Origin of the sequence: Sorangium sp. So ce1014, from assembly GCF_051521505.1 — a bacterium.
GTDB lineage: Bacteria > Myxococcota_A > Polyangia > Polyangiales > Polyangiaceae > Sorangium.
Genome location: NZ_CP150356.1, coordinates 2,784,236 through 2,808,657 on the forward strand (window position 1 = coordinate 2,784,236; position 24,422 = coordinate 2,808,657).

Below are 24,422 nucleotides of genomic sequence, written 5' to 3' on the forward strand. Positions count from 1 at the left end.
TTCGTCGCGATGGGAACAGGTAACCGACGCCACGCGGACGGTCACGATGCCCTTGGCCGGGCGCTTACGGCCATCGCGGTCCAGAACGCCCTCCGGCTCGATCTGCTCAAGCTCCGCGCTGGTGCGATCTTCCATGCCGACGCCACCACGGGCGTCTCGCTGGAGGATCTCACGGCTGGCTCCTCGACGGCAGACCAGGTCGCCTTCACGACTGCCTGCTCTGTCGCCTACGCGGCCCACATCGCTTCCGCGTGCAGTGCCACCACGGGGCAGGGGGCTCACCTTGCAGCGGACGCAACGAACGTCCTGACGACCCCCGACCCGACAGATCTCGCCTCGTGCAACGCGAGGATGAACGAGCTCAAGGCGGACTACAACCTGCACCGCGCTTCGACGACCTTCCACCCGGTGGCGGACTCGACGAACACGGTTGCTGCTTCGGATGCGACCAACGCGGCCACGCTGGCGACCCTCGGGAACCAGGTGAAGGTCCGGTTGAACTCGCATTTCACTGCTGCGTTCACTGCACAGGCAATCTTGCTCGTCTCGCCCTGAGCCATGGCATTCACCTCGATCGAAGCGACGAAGATCCGCCACTACTTGGGATACCCGTCGCTTTGGCGTTTTCAGAATCCTCGGCTCGAATCGGCGATCATGGTGGTGGGGGGAGACCCTGATGCGACCACGATCGTTCAGGGTCTCCTCACGCAGATCGAGGCCGTCCGCACTCAGATCCAAGGTACGGCCCTCGCTGGGGCCGGGCTGAAGGCGCTCGATAAGGGTGATGTGGAACTCTACCCGGATAACCAGCAGACGCAGGGGATGCGAAGCATCGGGCGCTCCTATGTGGCGGAGCTCTCCAGCATCTTCGGCGTCCCGATCAACACGGACATCTTTGGTACATTCGGGTATCAGGACGACAGATGGATGATGCGGAACGGTCGCTCCTCACTCACGGGGCTCGGCTGATCTGTGAGCATTCGCGACGTCTACCTCCCCATCCTCGACGAGTACCGGGGGATGCTCCATACGGTGTGGGATCTGCGTCGGTACGACGTCGTGGTGAGGATCAACACGTGGACCCCTGGAACCCTTCCAGGAGCCCAGGGGTCGACGAAGGGGCCCGTCGACACCCCGCTCTTGGTCAACGGAGCGCGCGTCAAGGTCGAGCAGCTCACGCAGCGTGACATCATCGCGTCCGGTGGGCTCTACCAGGATCAGGATCTCAAGATCGGTCCTCTGACGCCTCCGTACACGAACGCGCAGGGGCTACCAGCAGGCACGGACCCTACGGTGTTCGATCCGGTGATCTCCGGCGGCAACACCGAAGTGATGTTCAAGATCACCGGCCCCGGATACCCCGCCGGAGCTTGGTTCAAGAAGTTCGGGCAGGAAATCCCGAAGGCGAACTTCTCCTACTACCTCATCGTGAGGAAGACGGCCGGTCAGCATGTCTGACCCGTTCGAAGCACTCATCGGGGAGCTCGATCGGGCCGTTGAGGCTGGACTCGATAAAGCGGCCGAGAGAGGGGCTGGCTTCGCTGGGCTCGCCACCAAGGGCGAACTCGCCAAGTCTATACAGGCGAAACGGACTGGCCAGTTCGAGCGAGAAATCTCGACGGACAAGCACTACGCCGGGTTCGTTGAGAACGGGCGCCCCGGCTTCAAGATGAGGAACAAGGTCCTCCACTTCTTCGTCAACGGAGAGGAAGTGTTCGCGAAGAGCGTCGGCCCGGCGAAGGCCCGGCCGTTCATGGCTCCGGCGGCGAAGTTCCTCGAGGCGGAGGGCCCGGCCATCCTTGAGCAGGAGCTTCGGCAGGTGCTCCGGTGAGCTACGCTGGCTTCCGTATCGGTCAGTTCACGTCGCCCCTCACGAGCGCGACGACGAACAGCTTGCTCCAGGATGCGGACCCCGCGCTCCACACGGTGCTCGCCTACTACCAGGCAGTGCTCACGACCCACTTGGGAGCGAGGTTCGACGCGGAGGTCACCAGGGCGGAGCTCCCAGATCTCTCGGGCAGGATCTCGACGCTGGCCATCCCGTATGACCCGCTGCCGTTCCTGACCCAGGCGCAGCTCACGCCGCCGTTCCTGGCTCTCTTCGTCGTCTCGGAGCGACCCAGCGAGAAGACGAGCAACTGGTATCACCTGGAGGAGACCTGGAAGCTCCAGTGGGTCCTGCCGCCGCTTGGCCCGGCTCAGTACCTCCAGCTCTACCCGTTCCTTCGAGCGGTGGCCAAGGTCATCCTCGATCGCACGGAGCAGGGATACGACCCGACGTACCAGAGCGGCGCCCTTGTGTTCAACCTCGCCGGCATCGAGGAGATACAAATCTCCGAGGCTCGCTACGGCTCACTTCAGAGTTTGAACACGGAGCTCTTCTTCCCGACCGTCGAGATGGATCTGACCGTCTTCGAGCGGAGGATGGACGCGCCCGGCGTGGAGAACCTCACCGAGATCGGCGGGACGATCAGCGTTGCAGACGCCGAGGGGTCTGAGGACCTCATCGAGTTCCAAGAGGACGTTACATGAAGCTTAGAGTTCTGCTTGTCGGGGCCGCGATGGTCCCGGACTTCGAGGCCATGGAGGCCGGCATCCTCCGGTTCGTCGGACGCAAGCACGATCCGACCGTCGGAAAGAACGGCGGATGGGTTCCCTCCGAGGAGCCCGTCACCGTGCCCTTCCGCGCCGAGTACGTCCAAGAGGTTCAGGCCGGGAGCCTTGTGCCGGCTGACGAAGAGACGGCCCGGATCTGCGGCGTCCTCTTCAAGGCTTCGACTGAAGCGAAGAAGCTGCGCTCGAAGCCCGAGTGATCGGCTGACTCTCAACTTTCTTACGGGAACCCCAACATGACTTCGATCAGCCTCGTCGGCCTGTCCTCCAGCGACCCAATCCCCGGCGAGTTCGCCGAGATCAACTTCGCGCAGGGGGAAGCCTCCCTCGGAACCGGCGTCTACCCGGCGCTCCTCCTGGGCGGGAAGACCTCTGCGGGCTCCGCAACTGCGAACACGGTGATCTACGGGCCCGACACCCCGGTGTCGATGAGCACCGAGTCGGACGTGATCGCCCTCTTCGGAACCGGCTCCGAGCTTCACAGGATGTGGCGCAGGTTCACGGCCGTCAACACGACGACCCCCGTCTACGCCATCGCCATCCCGGAGGGGTCGAGCCCGGGAGCCGCCACCGGCACGATCACGTTCACGAACTCGGCAACCGGAGCTGCCACGGGCCGGATCTACGTCGGCGATGAGTTCTGCGAGTTCGGGATCGCGACCGGCGACTCGGTGACCACGATCGCGGTCGCCGCGAAGAACGCCATCAACGCGAAGACCCACTGGCCGGTGACCGCGGACAATTCATCCGGCGTCCTCACCATCACGGCCAAGCAGGCCGGCCTGCGGTCCAACTTCGTCCGCTACTTCGCGCAGATCCGGCCGGGCGGGGTCGGTACCACGGTCAGCCCGACGGCCTCGACGCTCACCTCGAGCGGGGCGGTGGGCGACAGCAACGCCACGGCCCTGGCTACGATCCTGGCCAAGAGGTTCTACTACATCGTCTCGGCCGCGGAGGATTCGACGCAGCTCACCGCCCTCCTCAGCCAGGTGAACACCCAGGCGCTCGCAGTCACCGGGATCCGGCAGCGGGTCTTCGCCGGCTCGGTGGACACGCTGAGCAACGCCATCACCATCAGCACGGCCCTCAACGGGGCCCGCGCCGAGTTGGTATGGCTTGCCCAGAGTGACGTGCCTCCCTGCGAGCTGGCCGCCAATATGGCCGCGGTCTACGCCCTGGAGGAGGCCCCGCTCGTCCCCCGGCTGAACTTCAGCTCGTACGGCGACGACGCGAAGACACAGACGAACTGGAAGGTGAAGGCGCCCCTCTCTGGGGCCGCCCCGACCAGGGCTCAGATCCTCAGCGCGTTGAACTCCGGCCTCACGCCGATCGGCGTCCGGACGAGCGGGGCAACCTACGTCGTGAAGCGCATCACGACGCGGTTCCTGAACGGGTCGAACGTCGACTACCGCATCCGGGACGCGCACAAGGTCACGATCTGCGACCGCTACACGGACGACCTGATCGCCAAGGCGGCTGCTTCGCTTCGCGGCAAGCAGATTGCCGACGACCCGAAGAAAAACGAGCCCGTCCCCGGTTCGACGGTGATCACGCCCCGAGTTCTGAAGGCGCTGATCAACCGACTCACGCGAGACTACGCGGAGAACGACCTGCTCCAGCGTGTGGGCGAGATCATCAACGGGACGCTCGCCATCCGGGAAGCGTCTCCCACCACCAGGCTCTCGGCGCAGATCCCGCTCCAGCCGATCGACATCCTGGATCAGGTCGCCCTTCAGGTGAACCAGGTGGCCTGATTTTCGGCGGCTTCGTTCCAATTTGAGCACTTCCTTACAGCAACAGGACTTGAGATATGGCTAACCTCGACCTTTACACGAAGGCGCAGGTCTACGTGAACAGCGCTCTTCTGGCAGAAGAAGCCTCTGTCTCCATCAAGCGGAGCACCGGTGCACAGCAGGTCAAGACGGTTGCGAAGGGGTTCGCTGGTCTCTCGCCGGGCTCGCCCATGTGTGAGATCTCGGTGAGCAACGCAGTCCCCTCGGCTGACTTCGAGCTCGACCCCGGGCAGTTCATGAAGGACCTCGAGGTGGTCGAGGTGACCATCTTTGCTGCCGGCCGAACCGCCACCTCGAAGGGCTTCATCACGGACGACAACTTCAGCCACGCGGTCGACACGGCCAGCAAGCTGGACTTCACGTTCGTCGGCCAGTTCCCCGAGTGGGACTGACTCATTGACGTAGCCGGGGACCAGACCCCCTCGGCCGCGTACATCACAACCTAATGCACTCGGGGTCGTCTACTCCGAGTGACTACCCTGCGGGAGCGACTGCTGGGGATGGCGTGGTCTGGACGCCCTCTTCACGGTCGCTCCCGCTTTTTTCGTTCTTGAGGTCAACCAGATATGAGCCAGATGCCTCCCCCCGAATCCGAGATCTCCGCGGCCGAGCTGTGGCTTCAGATCACATCGGTTCCTCGGCCGTACCGCCTCGTGCCCTTCCCGAGGAAGACCTCCGACGGAAAGCCCATCGGCGAGATCGCCATGGTGGTGCTCACGCAAGAGGAGTCGATGGCCGCCACGGCTTCGACGGAGCGCTTCGTTCGCAAGATGCTCAAAGATCAGGGAGCGCTCCCTCAGAACGGAGAGGTGTCGGCCGGCTACTCGACGCTCTTCGAGAACCGCTGCTCGTGTGAGGTGCTCTTCCGCTCGTGCAAGCGCAAGGAGGACATCTCGCGACCGTTCTTCCCGAGTATCGAGGCGGTCGCCCAGAAGCTCACGACCGATGAGATCGGCGTCCTGATGTTCAACTACACAAGGGTCCAAAGCGAGCTTGGACCCATCGTCAGCAAGATGAGCCAAGAGGAGATGGACGCCTGGATCGAGCGGCTGGCCGTAGGAGGCAGCTCGTTCCCTTTAGATTCCTTGTCATTGGCAGCACGGAGTCAGCTCATGCTGTATATGGCCTCTCAGTTGTACAGCTCACGGATGGCCAGCTCCTCGCCTGGTACGCAGCCAGAGACCGTTTCCTGAAGAAGCAACAGGCGGCGAAGTAGATGTCGACTCCCGTTTCGATCATCCTCCGGGCCGAAGGGGTTGCCGAGGTCCATTCGGCGATCCGCGGCATCCGGCAGGCGTGGGTCGAGATGGAGCAGGAGGCGACCGCCGCTGCGCTCCGGGAGTCCAAGAGGCGCATCGACCTCTACAAGGTCGAGCTCGAAGCTCACCGAACTTCCAGGCGGGATTCGAGGAGGAGACGAGACCACGATGATCTGGACCGAGCCTTCGGCCGCTCGGGTCCGTCTGCCCGGTCGGCGATCACAGGTACGAATACAGGATCCACGGTCCTCGACTCCTTCATGAAGGGAGAGGGGCTCGCCAGCATGGCGAAAGCCGCTGGGGTTGCCGGGCTTGCCATTGCATCGCTGAGCAAGGCTGTCGATCTCGCAGCGGCTGCCCTGAAGCAGTTCGCCAGCTTCGTCCTCAGTGACGTCATCAAGCCATCACTCGAGCTGGAGACGGCTGCCGTCCAGATGGCCAACAACTCGGGCGGGAAGCTCATGGCAAAGGAGATCGAGAACAGCGTCAGGGCCACCTCGATCCGAAGCAACATGGATCCGATGGCCATCCTGAAGGCTGCCGGAGACTTCCAGGACCTCACCGGAGATCCCAAGCTCAGCTTGGGCATCATGAATTCGGTAGCCACGATCGCGAAGGGACGTGGCTTCGAGCTTCCCGTCATGACCAACATGCTCGGTACCCTTTGGAAACCCGGCATGAAGCAGGGTGAGCTGGAAGACCTCATGCTCACGCTCATCGGGCAAGGTGAGAGGGAGGGGAGCAGCATCACCTTCGGGAAGCTCGCTGGTCTTGGTGGTCGATTTACCGCACCGACGCAGAGCTTCGCTGGAGACTACGGGACCCGGATTGCCATGGCCGGAGCGTTGCTACAGACGACCAAACCCAAGATGGGGTCTGAAGCGTACGCTGCGACCGGTCTCGCTCGGTTCACCTCCGAGAGCTTGCAGTTTGCGAAGGGGTTCGCGCCAGATTCGATCATGAAGGACGAGAGCGGGGTCGAGAAGATCGTCGACCCCGCCAAGCTGATCGCGGACATCTACCGGAAGACGTCCGGTAACGTCGGAGCCCTCAAGGATATCGGGTACAAGAACGTAATCTCGAGGAACTTCATCGGATCCTACAAGGAGACGTTTGACGCGGCGTTCGACAAATCCCGGGCGTCAGGCAAGAACGAGAAGGACTCGCGCGAAGAGGCAGCTCAGGCAGTCGAGCAGTTCATCAAGGGCTTCGTCACCGCGAACACCACGATGATGGAGGAGGAGAAGAAGCGGAATGCCGTCCTCCAGACCAGTGGTGAGAAGTGGGAAACCGCGATGAATCAGATCAAGGAGAAGCTCCTTGAGATCATGCCGACGGTTCAAGGCTTCATCGACGACTTCGCCAAGGCTGCTCCGGACATCGCGGACGCTGCTCTGACCCTCGCCAATGCCATGCTCTGGGTGGCGGATATCATTCGCACCATCCTGAAGCCCTTTGCCTCGACGGACGACGACGCTGTGGAGCCAGGCCGGCGCGGCAAGTACCAGATCAACCCGGAGAGCGGCCAGATCGAGTTCGTTGCTGCGTCGCAGCTTCGCAAGACCGACGATGTTCTGAACCCGCTCGGGCTCACGAAGGATGAGCAGCGGAAGATGGGGGAACGATTGGCTCTCCCGAAGCCGGAGCCCAGTCCAAGCGAGCCTCCTCCTCAGCCTCCTGATCTCGGGACAGTAGGCGGTCCGCTTCGGCTCAACCTCGAGAAGGTGGACGTCAACGCCGACAAGACGGCCGATAAGCTGGACCGGCTGAACAAATCGCTCGACGACTTCCATGCGCAGATCAACGCGATCAACCGTAGCGATCCCTTCACGAAGCGCTGATGGCCGCTGACGTTCTTTCTCAGCTGCTCGGAGCTTCGTGGCGCGGAATCTCTGTGCCCACCGTCCTCGTGACGACGAAGGGCGGGCACGGGGTCGTTGCCCACAAGCGGATGGACCGGGATGGGTGGCTCGTAGAGAATACCGGGCGGAACAGCGCGATCTTCAGCTTCAAGATCCCCTTCATCAACACGATCGCGCGGGGGCCGAACGAGACATGGAGCGAGCTGTACCCCAAGACGTGCAGAGAGTTCACCGCTGCCCTTGAGGATCGGCAGCCGGGCACCTTGGTTCATCCGGACTACGGCGAGCGGCTGTGCTCCACGGTCGATTGGGAGGTTGTTCTCGACCCCGACTTTCGCGGCGGACCCACTGTTCAGGTGACATGGATGGAGACGGCGGAAGAGGACAAGGCATTCGCCGGCCTGAGCTCCGACTTCGCTATTGCTGCTTCTTCGGCTGTCGACCTGGACAACGTCGTCGGGATCCTCCCCCCGGATCAGAAGCCGAACCTGGACGGTTTCGGGTCCTTCACCGAATTCGTCCGCAGCCTTCAAGCCGTCGGGGACCAGATCGACCTAGCGAGGTCGAGGGCGGTCGCGAAGATCGATCGCGTCGTCTCCCAGGTGCGCAAGCTAGAGGATACCTACGGACGGGTGAACGCGGGATTCCGGGACACGTCGAACCGTTTCATCTCGGCCATGCACTCGATGCAGCAGTCGCTGGCAACGAAGAGCACGGACAAGGGCTTCTACGTCGTCCCGAAGTCGACGACGGTCGCCTCGGTGGCTCTTCGGTTCAGGAACTCCGTACCCGAGATCCTGAGCCTCAACCCTCTGCTGGCGGGGTCGCCCGTTGTCTCCGGACACACGGCGATTCGCTACTACATCAAGTGAACCATGCCACTGCGTGACGGGCAGAGCGCGCTCGACCAGATCGTCCTACGGCTGCCGGACGAGGGGATCGAGATCAAGAATTGGACGAGCTACAGGTTCACCCAGAACTTTCAGATCCCAACAGCAGCGTGGTCATTTACCCTGCCGCCATCGGTAGCCGGGGGGAGCTACAGTAGCTTCGATGATCCCGAGCCCACGGGCGCGTCAGGCCCAGGGAAGGAGCTCCTCACAGGGATGCAGACCGGAGCACGGGTGGAGATCGCTCTCAACGATCGCGTTCAATGCACGGGGTACATCGAGAAGATCACGTCGGAGGTAACGCCGAATGGCGGGACCCTCTACACGGTCGAGGGCCGCGACATCCTCGGTCCCGTCGTTGATGCCTGCATCGACCCGGCCTACAAGTTCACATCGGGCTCCACGATCCTCGATTGCATCCTCGGTGTCCTCGCACCCTTCGGGATCGATACCGTGTACACTACCGACGACCTCAACGTGTCGGTCATCACAGGGTTGCCTAAGGGCGCTTCCGGGACGCGTCAGAGGGTCAAGGTGAAGATCCCGAAGCGGGTAGCCAGGGCGGACGGAACCATCGAGCTTCAGTACGACACGAAGGACAGTACGGTCGTGATTGATGCGCGCCGTCGTGACCTCAGACGGATCACCGTCAAGCAGATCAAGCCGAAGATGGGTGAAGGTGTCTTCGCCTTCCTTGACCGGATCCTACGCCGGTTCGGGTTGATGATCTGGGCAGCGGCAGATGGTAGCGGCGTTGTCGTGGACGTGCCGACGTTCGACACGTCGAGCACGATCCACGGGATCACACATCGCAATGGGTTAACCGACGAGAACAACGTCCTCACAGGTTCCGTCGTGCGCGATGTCATCGGCCAGCCAAGTCTCATCGTCGGCTTCGCCACGGGGGGTGGACAGACTGCGGACAAGACGAGGAACAAGGTCATCATGGTCAACGAGCTTGTAGCCTACGACTACGACGCAGACCTTAACCTCAAGCCGATCGATCTCGTGCAGGATATCAAGGCGCGATACAAGGGTGCCAAGGTGATTCCTCCGCGTGCAGAGGTGATCGGTCTTGAATTTCTCGGGAAACATCGTCCCGCCCCGATGTTTATCAAGGATGACGAGAGCTATGACATGGAGCAGCTGGAGTCGTTCGTCAAAAGGAAGATGGCCGAGCTGCAACAGAAGTCCCTGGTCGCGACGTACGAGGTGGCTGGCCACACCTACAGGAACTTCCCTTGGGCGGTGAACACGATGGTCGACGTGTTCGATGAGGTCCAGGATGTGATGGAGCCGATGTGGTGCGTTGAGAAGACGTTCAAGAAGTCGCGTGCGGGCGGGACTACCACCACGATCAAGCTCATTCGGCCCAAGACCTTCCAGATCAATTGATATGCCCGTAGATCTTCTGTCCGACATCTTCGAGAACGGTGCCGATGTTCTCGGGACGACCATCGATAGCCGAGGGGTCATCCTCGCACAGACGGGCGACGCGGTGAACTCGGAGGTCCTCTCGGACAATGCAGAGTGGTGGCAGCACGTAGGATTCGCCTCTCGTCCTGCGAAGGCCGAGCCGGGGAAGCGTGCGTGCCAAGGGATCACGCTGAACCAGGGATGCAACGATCTCTGCATCGCCTCTCGGGACACCCGCGGTACCAAGATCTATGGCAGCCTCAAAGAGGGGGAAGCCTGCGTATACGCTGGTGGTCCGAGCAACACGGGGACCGGCCGGATCTTGCTTAAGGATGACGGCACCACGTCGACGATCACTGCCCTGACACAGCAGGGGAACGAAGCGTCCGGAGAGCCCATCCTGCTCCAGCTCTCGAGCGAGGGGAAGGTCGTCATTACCGCGGGGGCGCGAGGGGCCGTCACAATCGACGCGAACGGCATCAAGCTGGCCTCCGCAGCTGATGTCCAGGTGGGCGCGTCCGGGAACGTGGCCATCATCGGTGCGGCCATGGCCTTGAATGCCGGAGCCATCTCCCTTGGGGCTTCTGCTTCCGATGGCGTGGTCCTCGGTCCGGGTCTTCAGGCGTACATCTCCAGCCTGACGACGCTGCTCGGGCAGCTCATCGCTGCCGTGAACGGCCTCGCTCCCGGGTCGGTTACGGCCATTCCTCCGGTCTTGGCCGCTACTGCCATCAGCACATCGGTGAAGTCGGCGAGGTAATGCCTGGGCGTCTGTGACTTCCCAACGTTCTCGTTTCCACCGATCGCCGTAGCGATCCCAAGCGTTCCGCCGCTCCCGACGGTCAGCCTGTCACTGAGCTTCGACGTCGGGGTCACTTTGCCTTTGCTCAACTTTTCGGTTCCGCCGATCACATTACCGAGCATCAGCCTGCCTCCGTTGCCGACCCTTTCGTTGAGCTTGAGCTTCGACATCGGGGTCACCTTGCCTTCGCTTAGCTTCTCGATGCCGCCGATCGTACTGCCGAGCGTCAGCCTTCCTCTGCTGCCCACGATCACGCCCCCACAACCCGTGTGTCCTCTATGAGCAGCAACTTGGGTATTGGTGCCTGCGCCTTGGGATCCTCCAGGTATGGGTTCGGTTCGCCTGCGCAGGTGAACTCTTCCACGGCCAAGCTTCTGAGAAGGCCGGACGGTACCTATGGCGACTGCGCGCTGATAGATACCCGTTCGGGCGATTTCGTGCTCGACGATGCAGGAAACAAGATCGGGTGGGATTCGCTGAATCAGATGGTCTACCTCGCCGTTCGGACGGCCGTTGGTTCTTCAGCGGTGCAGACGATGGGCATCGAGCTTCCGACGGGGGTCATCACGGACAATGCCGCGACCCGGACCCGGAACGCCGTCGAAGCCGCCCTCAAGTCCATGACGGGACGGAACCTCATCAGCATCCTTGATGTGACCATGACAAGGGTCGCTCAGTCAGGTGTTCAGGTCGCTGTGAAGTGGAAGGCGCTCTCGACGGGCAAGGTCGAGACGACGTTCGTCTGATGGCAACGACGGTCGAATCCCTGAGGATCAAGTCGCTGGAAGACATCCGGGACGACTTCCTGAGGACCTACCGCAACTCCCTCATCAAGAGGGGGATTGCAAACCCCAACGTCTCCGAGGGGACGGAGATCTTCCTGCGGGCTACGGCATTGGCCCAGCAGATCTACGTCGCCTCGAGCAACGTCCCGCTCGCGGCGAACGCTCAGATGGCGGACACGGCACAGGGCGATGATCTCGTTCGGGTCGCCCGCCTGTACAAGCTGGCCCTGCGTCCTGCCGGCCCATCCTCCGGCCCTGTGGTTCTCGACGCGACGGTCAGCACACCGATCGCCATCCCCACGGGGGCGCAGTTTCTGGACCCGGCTGGCCTGACCTACAAGGTCGAGGTCGGTGGCTCGTACTCCGACGGCGACGAGATCCCGATCGCGAGCGTGGACACCGGGGCGTCGACGAACCTGCCGGCCGGCACGGTCCTCCGGTGGACGGCGCCCCCGCCGTTCGTCCAGCCGATCGCGGTCGTCGGGACGGGAGGGCTCACCGGCGGCGTCGACGCCGAAGACTACGAGGGCCTTCGGGCGCGGCTCCTGGAGCGGCTCCAGTCGCCTCCCAACGGCACGAACTGGCCGAGCATCACCTTGGCGGCCGAGCAGGCATCGACGGCCGTTCAGAAGGCGTTCGCCTACTCCGCGTGCAACGGTCCGAGCACGGTCCACGTTGCCGTCGTCAGAGCGCCGACGAGCACGAACAAGCACCGGGACGTCGACGCCCTGGTGCTCTCCGGAACGATCGTCCCGGCCGTGCTCGCCGCGTTCCCCGAGTTCGTGGAGGTGGTCGTCACCACGGTGCAGAACCAGGAGGTCGACCTCTCGATGGGCCTCGCCCTGCCAGCCTCCCCGAAGGCAAGCCCAGCGGGGCCGGGCGGGGGATGGACCGACGCGAACCCGTTCCCCGTACGAGCATCGCCTGGCTACTCGGCTGTCCTGGCGGTGACGAACACGACGAGGTTCGTTGTTGCCTCGGATATCCCGCCCATCGTCGGGTCCCAGGTATGCTGGCTGAGCCGCGATGATTGGACGCTGCGGACCGCGAAGGTGACGTCCTTCATGGCTGCCCCGAACTACGACATCACGATCGAGACGCCCTTCGTCTCGACCAACGGCGTCTCCGTGGCGGTTGGAGACTACATTTTCCCGGCCGCGGAGAACATGCCGGCGTACGTGGCGGCTGTGCTCGATGGGTTCGGCAAGCTCGGGCCGTACGAGAAAACCAACAACGCGAGTCTGCTCCCCTGTGCTTACCGCCGCCCTCTGGCTAGTTCGAGCTGGCCGGCCGAGTTGAAGAAGTCGTTCCTGAGGAACCTCTCGGACGCAGGGGATGAAGTCTTCGATGCTCAGTACCTCTATCAGAGCTCGGTAACGCCACCTCTGCCGGCCGCCATCACGGACGGTCCCTACATCTTCGTTCCACGGCAGATCGGGTTCTACCCGGTCTGAGCATCGCCATGAGCTTGCCAGACAAGAACGACTTCGCTGCGCTCGGGGGAGAGTTGGTCGACTACTCGCCGGTGGAGGATCCCACGACGGATCTCTCGGCCGAGGCGTCGAACGAAGCCCGAGCGGACACGGCGGCCATGACCCGCATGATCGAGCGAGCCTTCGTCTCGTTCACCACAAATGGGTCTACGGCCACGGTCACCGACCATGACGCGGTCTGGGGTAACGCGCTGGAGTACAAGCCGACCATCTCAAGGACGGGAGCGGGCAACTACCTCGCGGCCTGGCCGACGACCGTGGCGGATGCTCGCGGTGTCACCCGAAGCCTGAACCTCCGGTTCGGGGTCGGGAACGTGGGGGAGAGCCTCTTCTTCGCATCGGTCGTTCGCGTCTCAGCCAACTCGATGCGCATCCGGATCACGCAGAACAACACCGCGACCGATCCGGATGCCTCGACCGTCATCACCATGATCGTCTGGTGAAGTAGATGGGGAACTTCAACCCGTCCCCCGACAAGTTCGGCGCCGAAGAAGGGCACATCGAGGAGCATCTCCTCAACTCCCTTCTCGAAGCGGATGGGTCCGCCCTCACCAAGGAGGTCGATTCCTTCGTCTGGGCCGAGCGGAACGCCGAAGCTCGTGCGCTCTCCTACCTCTGGCACCTGAACCGGAGGATGACGAATCAGTGGGACCCGCTCCGGATGACGGACTTTCTTCCGCGGTGGGAAAAGATCCTCGGCATTCGCCCTCTTCCCAATGAGACCGATGTGGCGCGACGGGCGAAGGTCCGGGCGAAGATGGAGGCTTACGGTGCACCTCCAACGCAGCAGGTGGTGAACGACCTCCTGACCGTCGTGCTCGGAAACATCTACGCCGGCCTCGTTCATACGCCTTCATCGCAGGCGATAGGCCGCGTCCCTGGAGGAGCCACCGTCCCTGGGGGTGTCACCCTGGCTGATGGCGATTGGTACTCGACCATCGCACACGTGGCGATCAAGGCGGTGCAACCGGCCGGTGTCGATGATGCAACATTCTACGATGCCGTCGCACAGATCGCGTTGTTCCTCGATGACTTGAAGCCCGCTTGGGTAACGTTCGACTGGTTCCTCGATGGTGCCCACGGAGCGGGATTCTACCTCGATGAGGAACGGAACCTCGACAATCAAGCTTTGACTGAGGCATAGCTTATGGCGCTTACGAGAATCAAGAATCCGGATTGGGGCGTCAACGAGAAGCTCACGAGCGGTCAGATCAATGCGCTCGACGCGAACGTCACGAACGCTCTCGACAAGCGGGCGGGGCAGACGGACACGCTTGCCTCGAATGTCGCGGTGACCGGCGTCATGGCGTTTAGCAACATTACCCGGCGCCGAGCTCCCGTCTTCTTGACGGATGCGACCCAGACGGTTGATGTCTCGCAGGGGAATGTCTTCATCCTGGCGGGCAATCCTGCCGCAACGCGCATCATCACCCTGAGGCAGACATCGGCTCCTTTGCCGACGAATGGCGATTGGATGCGTTTCTATCTGAAGCTCGGAGCATCGCCGTTTCACTATACGCTCAGGCGTGAAGGGTCGGGCAACGACCTTGCCTTCATTAACGGGTACGTCGAGCACGTGATCGACGTAGACGAGGGGGCCGGCACGAGCAACGTCACGGCTCGGATCTTCCAGCCTTGCTTCGCAGAGGTCCAGCTTGTCTCCGGCGTATGGAGACTGGTCGCTTCGTCGTCGGGCGTGGACTACTCGACAGACGCTTGAGGTGTTCGCGATGGCTTTGCCGACTTGCCTTGTAAATGGTTCGAGCACCCTGAACGGGGTGGATGTCACCGCGGGTTCGACGGTGACCATCTCCCTCGCGGATGCCGCGGGGGTCAAGAGCTGGGCCATCTCGTGCATCAATACGGATGAACTCCTCTCCGCGGTCACGGTCACGACCGGGCTGACCATCGACCATGTGGCGAAGACCGCCACGTTCACCGCCCCAGCAGCGGGCTCCGCTCTCATCTTCCAGTCGAAGGTGAACAACGGACTCGACGCGAACGGACGTCAGGATCCCAGCCTGGCGACGACGTTCGGCGTCTATGTACTGACCGCGACCGGATACCGGGTCGGGGCTTTCGACGAAAGCTTGGAAGGCTCCAGTCAGTTCGGCTGGATCTCGAAGTTCAACCAGCTGATCCGCGGCGTGGTGGTGAATCCAGCTTCGGCCGGGACCGGCATGAGCTTCGCCGCCGGAGCGTACAATGTGGGGCAAAATGCGGATGGATCGATCGTCGTCAACGCGGACGACATTCAGCTGAAGCCGGCCTACCAAAGCCTTCTGAACAACGCCACGTCCAGCGCCACGGCGAACACGGTGGCGATGAGGGATGGTTCCGGTGGATGCGCCTTTGTGTCGGTCACGACGCCAACGGTCAAGCCGGCCGACACGGGGGCGAGTGCGGGGACAAACCTCCTCGTCTCGGGGAGTAACGCGACGACGGGGAGCCCCGGCGGAATAACGATCAGGAGCGGCGTCGCCTCTACTCCGTCATCGGGTAAGGGATCCGGAAACGTTACGATCCAGTCGTTCGACAAGGACAGCGCGTTCGAGACCGGCGCAGTCCAGGTGTTCACGGGCAATAATTTTGTCGGCCCTAGCGGAGCTGTATTCCTTGAGACTGGCACGGCGGGAAACAGTTCGGGTTTTATTTATCTTCACTCGGGGGTGGCCTCGGGTGGTGGAAACAAATCCGGGGATATCTTCCTCGTACCTGGCTCCGCAGGCAGCGGGGCTACCCGTGGCAATATTGTCCTGATCGAGACTGCGACCCCCAGCCAAACGGTCGCGAACGGGCAGGGGGTCATCGGGATCGGGAACGTCACCTCGATCCCGACCTCGAACCCCGTCGGTGGTGGGTGCCTCTACGCGCAGACTGGCTCCCTTCGATGGAGAGGGTCGAGCGGCACGGTGACGACCCTCGCCCCTGCGGAACCTCACTGTGCCACGTGTGGCTCGGATTTCGCCTTGGAGTTCGAGAACGCGACCTGGGGTGACGAGCTCACAATCTGCCTGCCCTGCATGCTCCGCTCGCTCGAGCAGCTCGGCGTCGACATGGGGTTCGCCTCCCGGAGGAAGCACAACCCGGAGGTCACGCCCGAGCAGCGGATGCAGCCGGCCGAGAGGCCGCAGTGACCTCCCGCGCCCGGGCCGTCGAGATCGCCCGGTCCCTGGCCGGCCTCTCTGCCGACCCGAAGAGCCCGAAGGCCCGCCGAGAGTACCTCGACCTCGTCGCCTCCGAGGAGGAGCCCCACAGGGCTTCGGACATGGCCCGGATGAGCGGCTGCGGCCTCGTCGTGGCCGGCCTCTGGCGTCGCCTCGGGCTGGAGCACCCTCTCCTATGCGCGCCCTACAAGGTCGGGACGGCCATCTCCCGGCTCGTCGAGGTGGCCCGAGCTCGGGGCGCGTGGAGACCGTACCGCCAGGGAGCCATCCCGCTGCCGGGGGATGCCGTCCTCGTGGGCGACGGCAGCAAGAGCGAGGTCGAGCACTTCTACGTCGTGCTCGGCGTCGCGACCAATCACCGGGTGATGATCGCCTCCATGGACGGCGGCCAGCGGGTCGATGGCCATCAAGCCATCCTGCCCAAGAAGAGGGTGTGGGTAGGCGGCCGGGACGTCGTGATCGACGGGAAGGACCCCGGGGCCGAGCTCGTGGGTGGCCGCAAGATCGTCGGCTGGGTCGACGTCCAGAGCCTCATCGAGGCGGAAGTCTATGGTGGGTGAAATGTCTCCTCTTGAAGAGGTCCTCGTCGGGGCTCTATGCACCGGCCTCACGGGGCTGACGGGCTTGATCGTGTGGGTCGTGAAGTCGGTCGTCCCCAAGATCCTTTCAACTTTGGACGAACGAACGAAAGCTCTCGTCACCGCGGTCGAACGGATCCCCCAGGCTCTCGACAAGTTCGAGGAACGCTTGGCGGCGTCCGAAACCAAGATCCTCGCGAAGATCGAGGAGAGGCGCTTCGATGATCTCAAGGAAGAACTGCGTCGTCGCCTTCCCGCCGATGACACCATACCACCGATGAGCAACAAGCGGGGTGGGTGATGATGTGGAGATCGTGCCGACTGCGGTAACACTCGCGTGTGCCACGATCTCCGTCTGCCTCCTGATCCGAGTCATCGTCCGAACCGTCCGGCTCGGCCTCCATCTCGACGCCCTGGAGGAAGAGATCCTTCACGCTCAGGCGGACCTCATACGAGCACGAGAGCGGCTGCGTACGCGGTCCCGTTCGTGAACTACGTCGCCCACTGCCCCCAAAGGGGCGATGACGTGAGTTGGACGAGGAGGTCACCTATGCCCCGCTAGCGTCGAGAGCTCCACACGCAGTTTCCACCTCACGGAGCTTGTCGATGTCGCGTGAAAGCGCGGCTCCGGCTCCCCCACAGCCACACGTGTAGATATCAGCGGACAATGTGGGCGTGTACGGGTCCTACCTGTGCGTGCATGTGGGATATAGAGAGGCACGTGGGCGACGGGTCGAGTCGGTGTAATCGTCGACGTGACTCACAGAGACACAACGACCCGCTGGATCTCCCTCCAAGCGGCAGCCGATTTCCTCGGGCTGACTCCCTCCGCGCTCAGGAAGGCGTTCGAGCGCCGGGCCGTCCGGGCTCCAGACGGGGGCATCGAGGCCGATCTTGATGGCGTGCGTGCCCGGAAGCTGGGCCGGCTCTGGAGGGTTCGGCTTGGCGATAGATGGGTGGATGTTGTAGGGTCGACACCAACCCTGCGGGATGGCCGGAAGGGATGCCGGTCATGATCCGTAAAGTGCAGCGGCGGGGAGAGCTCCGCCTGTTCATTGACATCTCGTACAAGAAGCCCGACGGCACGAGAGCTCGGTTCCGCAAGGATGCCGAGGTCCAGACGATGACCGCGGCCCGAGCGGAGGAGCGCCGGCTCCTCGGCAACATGGCGCAGTATGGATCCCCGTACGAGCCGAAGGCCGAAGCTCAGGCGGAAGCGGCGTCGGTCATCACGTTCGGCGAGGCGGTGGCCCTCTTCAGAGAGGGGAAGGCGATCGTCAAGCTGAAGCCCAGCTCCAGAAGCACCTACGAGGACGTCCTTGAGGCGAAGCTTCTCCCCAGGTTCGGCAAGTTCCGATTGGACGAGATCATCTTCGAGGAGGTCCAGAAGCTCGATGCTGAGCTCGTTCAGGCGGGCCTCGGAGCGTCCTCCCGGAGAAACGTGGTCATCGTCCTCCGGTCGGTCCTCGGGGCCGCCCACGACCTCGGGAAGCTGAAGGAGCTCCCCAAGCTGCCGAAGCTTCCCAAGGTCGGCCGGACCATCCTTCGGGTCCTGCGACAAGAGGAGGTGGATCGGATCCTCGCGGTCTCGAAGCCCTCGGCCAAGCTCGCCTTCAGCCTCGCGGCTTATGCGGGGCTGAGGGCAGGGGAGGTGAGGGGCCTCAGGTGGACCGACGCCGACTTCAAGGCCGGCGAGATCGTCGTCAGGAGAGCCCGGTGCAAGGGGGAGGAGGCCGCCCCGAAGAGCGGGCACCAGCGGCGGATCCCGATCGCCGCTCCGCTTCGTCCCATCCTCGAGCTGGCCTCGAAGCAGAAGGCCAGCCCTTGGGGTGAGGTTGCTCTGACCGGGCAAGGGAAGCCCTGGGGGGAGTACGGCCTGCTTCAGGCGTTCAAGCGAGCCGCGAAGCGGGCCGGCCTGGAAGACGGCTGGAGGTTCCATGACCTCCGGCACTTCTTCGTGACCCGGCTCCTCGCCAGCGGCGCCCCGACGCTCGCCGTGAAGGAGCTGGCCGGCCACGAGGAGCTGGCGACGACCCAGCGGTACGCGCATGCGGTCCAGGAGGACCTCCGGGCAGCCATCGCCCGGTTGGGCAACGCTGGGGCAACGGGGTAGCGTGGTCGCCGTCGGGTGGGTCGAAAAGCGAAGGATTTCAGCTGATTACGAGAGCGTGAAAAGCTAGTTCCTAAACCGAAGGTCGCAAGTTCAATTCTTGCCGGGGGTGCTCGAAATCCCGAGGGATTTTGGCTCCGCACCAGATGGCCGAGCAGGCTGCGGGCAGATGGCTCCGCGGCCTCGATCGCCTGGTGCGTGTCGCGGACCGCAGCGAGCAGCGCCGCCTCGGCGAGGTGGCGGTCAGCGCGCGGTAGCCGGAGCTTCGTGGACTGCCGGAAGGACCACGAACGGACGCGCCAGCCGGCCGCGAGCGAGGATGCGCGCGGGGGTTGGAGATCCGTGCCTGCGCGGCTGGCGGGAACAGTGGCGCAGCTCGGGGACGGGGCTGGCCGCACCGGGACGTCGCTGCCGTGGTGTTGGAATAATTCAATTGAGCGGGTGTCGAGAGGCTCCGGTTTGAGTTTCAACTCTGGCCTGCGGCTCTCGAGAGGCTCCGGTTTGAGTTTCAACTCTGGCCTGCGGCTCTCGAGAGGCTCCGGTTTGAGTTTCAACTCTGGCCTGCGGCTCTCGAGAGGCTCCGGTTTGAGTTTCAACTCTGGCCGGTGATAGCGCGCGACCTCACCAGCTGATCCAGCGCGCTGCCATGCAGGCGGTCAGTACTTCCTGCCCGAGGAGGCGAACAGCAGGTCGGTCACCACGCCCCGTGGTGGCCGGCTCGGCGTCTGGAGTCGAACCGTCGCCAGGCCGTCCCTGTGCCGTCTGCTCGACCACGGCGAGCACCTGATAGCCCCGCGCCTGCAACTCGCGTGAGAGCACCTCCGCGTCGTTGTCGTCGGTGACCACCACGGCGAGATCAACCTCCCTCGTGAACCGCGGTTCCGCCCGTACGGACACCGCAAGGCCTCTCACGAGGGCGAGTCGCCTGTTGAGGTCCTCCAGGTCCGCGACTACGCGGCCGAGGGCGTCCTGAAGTGTGCTCACGGGGCGCGTCGCGGCCAGGGGACAGGCCGCCCCTCTGCATCGCCCAACTCGGCGCCGGGACGCTCCCTCAGCCAGTCGGCAAGGCGCTCGTCGATCTCTGTCTCGCTCGCCTCGGGCAGCCGGCGCCGGAGATTCTGCCGCATCAGTGCCACGCCGGCGTCGTGTAGCTCGAATGCCAGGCGCAGGTTCTCCGCCAATCGCGTCGGGTCTGCGGCAGCCACCCGTCAAGCCTACCGCGTCCCCGGGGCGCAGGCGAGCGAGCGACGTACGCCGTGCCGCACTCTGCGCCTCCAAGGGCCATGGGGCAGGGGCCATGGAGGGCTGGCTGGAAGGAAGAGTTCACGGACAATGTCGACCGGCCCCAGAGCGAGAGCTCGGACCGTAACGGGGTCGCAGGGTGGGTGACGGATGCGCTGCGCGGGAAAAGGCGCATTCCGGAAGGTGCTCGCGCTCTGTCAGCACGACCGGTGCGGCAGGGGGCGGCAGGTCGAGCACCTCGACGGCTTCCGACAGGGCGGCGTAGCCCGGCGCTGGGCTCAGCGTACGGTCCGCGAGGGCGATGCCTCGTCGAGCTCGTCCTCGGCGGCGCGCTCGAGCGCGGCGCGGAGCTCGTCATCAGCCGTGGACTCGGCGGCGACGCGGATGAGGCTCTGCGCCTCGGGGTATCCGGTGACCCGCAGGAGGAGGGCAGCGCCGATCCGGCGCTCCGGCGGGGCGCCGGCGTCGTCCAGGGTGTGGAGCACGTCCTCCGGCGTCAGGCCGGTCGCGCGGTAGTCGCCTGCGGTGAGCATCTTGCGGAGATCCTCGCGCCAGGCCGCGGGATCGCGGCCGCGCCGCTCCAGCGCCTCGGCGCCTGGCGGGGCCGCGCCCCCCGCGGCGCGCTCGTGCGCCTCGCGGATGCGCTGCGCGAGCGCCTCGGCCAGGTCGCGCCCCGCCCGGAGCTCGACCGGGAGATCGTCACCCTGGCGGAACAAGTAGAGGCGGTCGTCGCGCGTCTGGATCGCGGTGAGCTCGGTGTAAGGGAGCCAGTCGCGCGAGAAGTCGCGCTCGACGATCACGCCGTCGCTGCCCACAATGACCCGCGTGGGGCGAGCGGCTCGGCTGATGAGCCAGGCAGGCAGCAGAGAGACCACCAGCCATCTCGCCGCGAGCCAGGCGTAGTTGGGGGGCGAGATGCGGAGGCTGTCGGCCCTCAAGAACAGCCAGCGCCAGCAGAGCATGGAGACCAGCAGGAAGGCACAGCCGACCGCAAGCTCGCGGCTGGCGCTGCCAAGCGAGACCGCCACGCGCCGCGCCGCCGGGCCGAGGCCGAGGGCCGCGAGCAGCCGCGCGCCCTCCTCCTCGCTCTCGACCTGCACCTCGAGCTGCCGCCCGCCGCGGAGCTCCAGCACGACCCGGGGGCGCGGCTCGGGCACGACAAGGCCGGAGCGGATCGCGGCGCGCGGGATCCAGCGCGCCGCGGCGCCGCGGGTGAGGCGCAGGCCGGTCGCGCAGGCCGCCACGCGCACCGTGCCGCGCCGGGTGAGGGGAGCCGCGGTGATGGAAGCGCTCAGCAGCGCGAGGAAGATGCCGGCGAGCATGCCGGCTCCGCGCCAGGCCCCGACGTCGCGGGCCATCTGGCCGAACAGCGGTGAGGCGAGCTTCCGCCCGAGGACGGCGGCGAGCTCGCTGACGAGCATGGGGCCCGCGATCGAGAGCAGCGCGAGCGCCCCGACGACGCGTCCCACGCCAGGGTGGCGCTGCGCAACGCGGGAGCTCGTGAGCTCGAAGGAGGGGCTGGAGGTCGCCGGCATGCGGCGGAATTGTCTCTTCAGCAGACCCGGACCCGAACACAAATCGCGTCACCCGGCCGTGCCAGGCTCGCCGATCGCCGTGCATGCCCCGGATCTTCGACCCGAAAACGGCCAGCGCCCGCGACCAGGCCGGCCGCAACCGCTGCCAGGCGGCGACGCCGCGAGGCCTTCGCCCCCGTCTCCTCGACCCCACCATCTGCGCGGGGTCGACGGTAAGAAATGGAATCTGGGTGAGCTGCTCCGTGACAGGGTCCTTGTCTACATCTACCCCGCCACCGGCGTGCCGGGCACGGATCCGACACGCCCATCTCGTCCCGCTGCGTCCGTCAGAAGCCGCCCTCCAGGCCGAAGTTCGGGATCGTGACCGGCCCGAACTCGGTCGGCTCGCACGACGAGAACGCATCGCACATCCCCGGCATGGTCTCCTTCGACAGCGTGGAGTTGAGCACGTCGAGGACGAGCGACAGCCAGCCTGACTTCCCGATCGGCCAGCGCTTCTCCAGGCGGACATCGAGGCGGAAGAACGACGGCAGCCGCTCCCACCGCGTCTCTCCGCCGGCGAGGGGCCCGGATCCTCCAGGGACGCCGCCGATCGGCGAAAGCGTCGCGCCGCCGATCTTCTGCGGAAGCCCGGAGTAGAACACGAAGCGCCCGCCTGCCCTGTATCCGCGGCCGAGGTCGTAGGTCAGCGCGACGTTCGCCACGTGGGCCCGATCGAACGAGCTCACCTGCCGGGTGCGGCCGATGCTGCGCGTGGAGCGGGACAGCGTGTACGACGCGAATCCACCGACGCGCCGCGTGAGCTTCCGGTGGGCCGACAGCTCCACGCCGGTCGCGGCGCCGAGCGCGCGGAGCGTGAGGGCGTCCTCGACCGAATCCAGACCCAGAGAGCCGAGCGCGTCGGTCATGTTGAAGAACGCGTTGTGGAACACCGAGACCGTCGCGGTGATGTCCTCCGGCAGCGCGAGCTCGAGGCCGGCGCTCGACTGGAAGCTCCGCTGGAGGCCGCCGTCGAGGCCCGGGCGGACGCCGGGGATCGGGACGACGAAGCTCGGCAGCTGGGACGCGAGGCCGTGCGCCTGCACGAACGTCACGCCGCGCCCCAGGGAGAGCCGCGCCGACAACCGCGGATCGACGGCGAGCGCGACCGTATCGTCCGAATGGTAGAGATCGAGCCGGAGCCCCGGAGTGATGCGCAGGCGCGAGGTGACCGCGATGTCGGATTCGATGTAGCCGCCCACCGTGAGGTCGACACGGCTCGAGAGGAAGTCGTCGACGGGGACATCGTCGTCCGGCGCGACGTCGCCCGGGGGGCCGCCGGCGTCGGTGTCGAGATCGAGCTGGTTGACGTCGACCACAGCGTCGATGCCGGCGCGGATCGTCGTCTCGTCGGGGAGCCGATGAGCGAGCGTGAGGCGCGCGCCGAGGCTCCGCGTCAGCGCTTGCAGGTCTCCCCCGATCCCCGTCTCGTCGTGGCCGAGCGTCAGCGCGCCGCGCAGCGCGCTGCCCCGGCCATACGCATGGTCGTACCGGAGATCGATCCGGTGAAATGTCGTGTCGAAGAGGGTCGTCTTCTCGCCGTCTTCGTCAGTCGCCAGGAAGTCGTGGGCGCCGAACGCGAAGAGGCTCACCCGGCCCTCCGGGACGATCTCGTAGGACAGCCGGGCCTGGTAATCCCAGTAATCGAGCGCGACCTCGGGGGCGGCGAGCGAGAGGAGCAACGCCGTGTAGGAGTAGCGGCCGCCCACGAGCGCGACCCCGCGGCCGCCGGCGAAGGGGCCCTCGACGAGCCCGCCCACGTCGACGAGCCGGAGCATGCCCTCACCGCGCCAGTAGGGGAGCGGCGGCGTCGTCTCGCCGGAGACGATCCCGCCCGCGTACCGCCCGTGACGCGCGGGGTAGCCGCCAGGATAGAGGTCGACGCGATCGACGATCCCGGGATGGACAACGGAAGGCCCGAGCCCGAGGTGATAGAGGTAGGGGACGCGGACGCCATCGAGGAAGTAACCGACGTTGCCCGGCGGCGAGCCGCGGACGTAGAAGAACGGGAGCCCCGAGACGATCGGGGTCACCCCGGGGAGCATCTCGATGGCGCGGAAGGGGTCGCCGAACGCGCCGGGGACGATCCTGACCTCGCCGCGGCTCAAGCTGGAGACGCCGGGCGCCGGCAGCTCGCCGCGCACGGTGACCTCGAGCGACCGCGGCGCCTCCGGCGGCAGCCCGGGCGCCCTGGCCGCTGCCGGAGGCGCGGGCGCAGGTGCAGGCGCGGAGGCGTCGGGCGGCGCGGGCGGCGCGGCTTCGGTGAAGCGGACCTCGACGCGGATCCTGGCTGCGACCGGCGCGCCGTCCCGGGTGGCCGGCGCAAAGCGGAACGACGTCGCGGCGGCCACGGCGGCCGATGCGAACGGCTCCGGCCCCTCCTCGGCGACCGCGGAGCGGACGGTCCCGTCCGCGTTGACCGTGAGAACGAGGCGAACTGTCGCGTCGCCGTGCGCCCCGTCCGGGTAGTCGGCGCCGAGCGCCGTGAGCGGCGTCGGCGGGACCAGCGCGGCGGGCGGCGTATCGCGGGACGGCGCGGCGGGCGGCGTGTCGTGGGACGGCGCGGCGGGCGGCGTGTCGTGGGACGGCGCGGCGGGCGGCGTATCGCCGGACGGCTCCGCCGGCGGCTTGGCATGGGGCAGCGGCGTGTCGGGGGCGGCGGCGGCGGGGCACGGCGCGAGCGTGATTGCGAGCAGCGCTGCGGCGGTCGTGGATCTCCGGAGGAAGCGCATCGCCGCGCCGTGAAGAGGCGACCGAGCGAGGACCCGAGCGGAGCGCTGCGCCGTGGAGCTCGGTGGCCAAGGAAGCGAGATCATCGGGCTTTCTTGTGAGCGGCTC

At 65.2% G+C, this 24,422-nt stretch carries 26 protein-coding genes; 22 read left to right on the forward strand and 4 right to left on the reverse strand.

All coding sequences use genetic code 11. The features are described from left to right. The first annotated feature begins 9 nt into the window (after window positions 1-9). From WME75_RS10765 to WME75_RS10870, 22 genes are all read left to right on the forward strand, one after another. Window positions 10-555, forward strand: a complete 546-nt coding sequence (locus WME75_RS10765) for a hypothetical protein (RefSeq protein WP_437489448.1) — start codon at window positions 10-12, stop codon at window positions 553-555. Between the two features lie 3 nt (window positions 556-558). Beyond that, window positions 559-969 (forward strand): hypothetical protein, encoded by a 411-nt coding sequence (locus WME75_RS10770; protein ID WP_437489450.1) that lies wholly within the window; start codon window positions 559-561, stop codon window positions 967-969. Between the two features lie 3 nt (window positions 970-972). Continuing rightward, window positions 973-1,458, forward strand: a complete 486-nt coding sequence (locus WME75_RS10775; RefSeq protein ID WP_437489452.1) for a hypothetical protein — start codon at window positions 973-975, stop codon at window positions 1,456-1,458. Beyond that, window positions 1,451-1,831: an HK97 gp10 family phage protein gene (locus tag WME75_RS10780; protein WP_437489455.1), complete on the forward strand. Its 381-nt coding sequence runs from the start codon at window positions 1,451-1,453 to the stop codon at window positions 1,829-1,831. The genes WME75_RS10775 and WME75_RS10780 overlap by 8 nt, the downstream gene beginning before the upstream one ends. Then, complete coding sequence (locus WME75_RS10785; protein WP_437489458.1) at window positions 1,828-2,532, forward strand: hypothetical protein; 705 nt, start codon at window positions 1,828-1,830, stop codon at window positions 2,530-2,532. The genes WME75_RS10780 and WME75_RS10785 overlap by 4 nt, the downstream gene beginning before the upstream one ends. Next, entirely contained in the window at window positions 2,529-2,813 is a 285-nt protein-coding gene (locus WME75_RS10790; RefSeq protein WP_437489461.1) for a hypothetical protein, read from the forward strand. Before WME75_RS10785 ends, WME75_RS10790 begins: the two co-directional genes overlap by 4 nt. 36 nt (window positions 2,814-2,849) lie before the next feature. Next, window positions 2,850-4,367: a hypothetical protein gene (locus WME75_RS10795; RefSeq protein WP_437489464.1), complete on the forward strand. Its 1,518-nt coding sequence runs from the start codon at window positions 2,850-2,852 to the stop codon at window positions 4,365-4,367. Between the two features lie 56 nt (window positions 4,368-4,423). Continuing rightward, the gene (locus WME75_RS10800; protein WP_437489466.1) at window positions 4,424-4,798 is read left to right on the forward strand and encodes a hypothetical protein; all 375 of its coding nucleotides are present in this window, start codon (window positions 4,424-4,426) and stop codon (window positions 4,796-4,798) included. Between the two features lie 174 nt (window positions 4,799-4,972). Then, window positions 4,973-5,599, forward strand: coding sequence for a hypothetical protein (locus WME75_RS10805; RefSeq protein WP_437489468.1), 627 nt, complete (start codon window positions 4,973-4,975; stop codon window positions 5,597-5,599). A 23-nt stretch (window positions 5,600-5,622) separates the two neighbouring features. Further along, window positions 5,623-7,506 carry a hypothetical protein gene (locus tag WME75_RS10810; RefSeq protein WP_437489471.1) on the forward strand — a complete coding sequence of 628 codons (1,884 nt, stop codon included), beginning with the start codon at window positions 5,623-5,625 and terminating at the stop codon, window positions 7,504-7,506. Next, window positions 7,506-8,399 carry a DNA circularization N-terminal domain-containing protein gene (locus tag WME75_RS10815; RefSeq protein ID WP_437489474.1) on the forward strand — a complete coding sequence of 298 codons (894 nt, stop codon included), beginning with the start codon at window positions 7,506-7,508 and terminating at the stop codon, window positions 8,397-8,399. Before WME75_RS10810 ends, WME75_RS10815 begins: the two co-directional genes overlap by 1 nt. Window positions 8,400-8,402: 3 nt before the next feature. Beyond that, on the forward strand, window positions 8,403-9,812 hold the full coding sequence (locus tag WME75_RS10820; RefSeq protein ID WP_437489477.1) for a hypothetical protein: 1,410 nt from the start codon (window positions 8,403-8,405) through the stop codon (window positions 9,810-9,812). A gap of 1 nt (window position 9,813) precedes the next feature. Beyond that, complete coding sequence (locus WME75_RS10825; protein WP_437489479.1) at window positions 9,814-10,593, forward strand: hypothetical protein; 780 nt, start codon at window positions 9,814-9,816, stop codon at window positions 10,591-10,593. Window positions 10,594-10,985: 392 nt separating this feature from the next. Further along, entirely contained in the window at window positions 10,986-11,381 is a 396-nt protein-coding gene (locus tag WME75_RS10830) for a hypothetical protein (RefSeq protein WP_437489481.1), read from the forward strand. Next, entirely contained in the window at window positions 11,381-12,874 is a 1,494-nt protein-coding gene (locus tag WME75_RS10835; protein ID WP_437489483.1) for a baseplate J/gp47 family protein, read from the forward strand. Before WME75_RS10830 ends, WME75_RS10835 begins: the two co-directional genes overlap by 1 nt. A gap of 8 nt (window positions 12,875-12,882) precedes the next feature. Continuing rightward, window positions 12,883-13,356: a hypothetical protein gene (locus WME75_RS10840; RefSeq protein WP_437489486.1), complete on the forward strand. Its 474-nt coding sequence runs from the start codon at window positions 12,883-12,885 to the stop codon at window positions 13,354-13,356. Between the two features lie 5 nt (window positions 13,357-13,361). Then, window positions 13,362-14,057 (forward strand): hypothetical protein, encoded by a 696-nt coding sequence (locus WME75_RS10845; RefSeq protein WP_437489489.1) that lies wholly within the window; start codon window positions 13,362-13,364, stop codon window positions 14,055-14,057. A gap of 3 nt (window positions 14,058-14,060) precedes the next feature. Next, window positions 14,061-14,633, forward strand: coding sequence for a hypothetical protein (locus WME75_RS10850; RefSeq protein WP_437489491.1), 573 nt, complete (start codon window positions 14,061-14,063; stop codon window positions 14,631-14,633). A 58-nt stretch (window positions 14,634-14,691) separates the two neighbouring features. After that, window positions 14,692-16,050 (forward strand): hypothetical protein, encoded by a 1,359-nt coding sequence (locus WME75_RS10855; protein ID WP_437489494.1) that lies wholly within the window; start codon window positions 14,692-14,694, stop codon window positions 16,048-16,050. Then, complete coding sequence (locus tag WME75_RS10860) at window positions 16,047-16,640, forward strand: hypothetical protein (RefSeq protein ID WP_437489497.1); 594 nt, start codon at window positions 16,047-16,049, stop codon at window positions 16,638-16,640. Before WME75_RS10855 ends, WME75_RS10860 begins: the two co-directional genes overlap by 4 nt. 1 nt (window position 16,641) lies before the next feature. Next, complete coding sequence (locus WME75_RS10865; RefSeq protein WP_437489500.1) at window positions 16,642-16,959, forward strand: hypothetical protein; 318 nt, start codon at window positions 16,642-16,644, stop codon at window positions 16,957-16,959. Between the two features lie 702 nt (window positions 16,960-17,661). After that, a complete protein-coding gene (locus tag WME75_RS10870) occupies window positions 17,662-18,771 on the forward strand; it encodes a tyrosine-type recombinase/integrase (RefSeq protein WP_437489503.1) in 1,110 nt (369 codons plus the stop codon). Between the two features lie 618 nt (window positions 18,772-19,389). Here the strand turns inward: WME75_RS10870 and WME75_RS10875 are convergent. The 4 genes from WME75_RS10875 to WME75_RS10890 form a co-directional block, all read right to left on the reverse strand. Continuing rightward, window positions 19,390-19,752: a hypothetical protein gene (locus WME75_RS10875; RefSeq protein ID WP_437489506.1), complete on the reverse strand. Its 363-nt coding sequence runs from the start codon at window positions 19,750-19,752 to the stop codon at window positions 19,390-19,392. After that, window positions 19,749-19,973: a hypothetical protein gene (locus tag WME75_RS10880; RefSeq protein WP_437489509.1), complete on the reverse strand. Its 225-nt coding sequence runs from the start codon at window positions 19,971-19,973 to the stop codon at window positions 19,749-19,751. The genes WME75_RS10875 and WME75_RS10880 overlap by 4 nt, the downstream gene beginning before the upstream one ends. Before the next feature lie 315 nt (window positions 19,974-20,288). Next, complete coding sequence (locus tag WME75_RS10885) at window positions 20,289-21,545, reverse strand: hypothetical protein (protein ID WP_437489512.1); 1,257 nt, start codon at window positions 21,543-21,545, stop codon at window positions 20,289-20,291. A 326-nt stretch (window positions 21,546-21,871) separates the two neighbouring features. Then, on the reverse strand, window positions 21,872-24,316 hold the full coding sequence (locus WME75_RS10890) for a TonB-dependent receptor domain-containing protein (protein WP_437489515.1): 2,445 nt from the start codon (window positions 24,314-24,316) through the stop codon (window positions 21,872-21,874). Window positions 24,317-24,422 lie beyond the last annotated feature (106 nt).

What these genes read in the sequence shown, in the direction of transcription:
- WME75_RS10765 (WP_437489448.1), top strand. Translation starts at nt 10, where the DNA reads ATGGGAACAGGTAACCGACGCCACGCGGACGGTCACGATGCCCTTGGC.
- WME75_RS10770 (WP_437489450.1), top strand. Translation starts at nt 559, where the DNA reads ATGGCATTCACCTCGATCGAAGCGACGAAGATCCGCCACTACTTGGGA.
- WME75_RS10780 (WP_437489455.1), top strand. Translation starts at nt 1,451, where the DNA reads ATGTCTGACCCGTTCGAAGCACTCATCGGGGAGCTCGATCGGGCCGTT.
- WME75_RS10790 (WP_437489461.1), top strand. Translation starts at nt 2,529, where the DNA reads ATGAAGCTTAGAGTTCTGCTTGTCGGGGCCGCGATGGTCCCGGACTTC.
- WME75_RS10795 (WP_437489464.1), top strand. Translation starts at nt 2,850, where the DNA reads ATGACTTCGATCAGCCTCGTCGGCCTGTCCTCCAGCGACCCAATCCCC.
- WME75_RS10800 (WP_437489466.1), top strand. Translation starts at nt 4,424, where the DNA reads ATGGCTAACCTCGACCTTTACACGAAGGCGCAGGTCTACGTGAACAGC.
- WME75_RS10805 (WP_437489468.1), top strand. Translation starts at nt 4,973, where the DNA reads ATGAGCCAGATGCCTCCCCCCGAATCCGAGATCTCCGCGGCCGAGCTG.
- WME75_RS10810 (WP_437489471.1), top strand. Translation starts at nt 5,623, where the DNA reads ATGTCGACTCCCGTTTCGATCATCCTCCGGGCCGAAGGGGTTGCCGAG.
- WME75_RS10815 (WP_437489474.1), top strand. Translation starts at nt 7,506, where the DNA reads ATGGCCGCTGACGTTCTTTCTCAGCTGCTCGGAGCTTCGTGGCGCGGA.
- WME75_RS10820 (WP_437489477.1), top strand. Translation starts at nt 8,403, where the DNA reads ATGCCACTGCGTGACGGGCAGAGCGCGCTCGACCAGATCGTCCTACGG.
- WME75_RS10825 (WP_437489479.1), top strand. Translation starts at nt 9,814, where the DNA reads ATGCCCGTAGATCTTCTGTCCGACATCTTCGAGAACGGTGCCGATGTT.
- WME75_RS10835 (WP_437489483.1), top strand. Translation starts at nt 11,381, where the DNA reads ATGGCAACGACGGTCGAATCCCTGAGGATCAAGTCGCTGGAAGACATC.
- WME75_RS10840 (WP_437489486.1), top strand. Translation starts at nt 12,883, where the DNA reads ATGAGCTTGCCAGACAAGAACGACTTCGCTGCGCTCGGGGGAGAGTTG.
- WME75_RS10845 (WP_437489489.1), top strand. Translation starts at nt 13,362, where the DNA reads ATGGGGAACTTCAACCCGTCCCCCGACAAGTTCGGCGCCGAAGAAGGG.
- WME75_RS10850 (WP_437489491.1), top strand. Translation starts at nt 14,061, where the DNA reads ATGGCGCTTACGAGAATCAAGAATCCGGATTGGGGCGTCAACGAGAAG.
- WME75_RS10865 (WP_437489500.1), top strand. Translation starts at nt 16,642, where the DNA reads ATGTCTCCTCTTGAAGAGGTCCTCGTCGGGGCTCTATGCACCGGCCTC.
- WME75_RS10870 (WP_437489503.1), top strand. Translation starts at nt 17,662, where the DNA reads ATGCCGGTCATGATCCGTAAAGTGCAGCGGCGGGGAGAGCTCCGCCTG.
- WME75_RS10885 (WP_437489512.1), bottom strand. Translation starts at nt 21,545, where the DNA reads ATGCCGGCGACCTCCAGCCCCTCCTTCGAGCTCACGAGCTCCCGCGTT.
- WME75_RS10890 (WP_437489515.1), bottom strand. Translation starts at nt 24,316, where the DNA reads ATGCGCTTCCTCCGGAGATCCACGACCGCCGCAGCGCTGCTCGCAATC.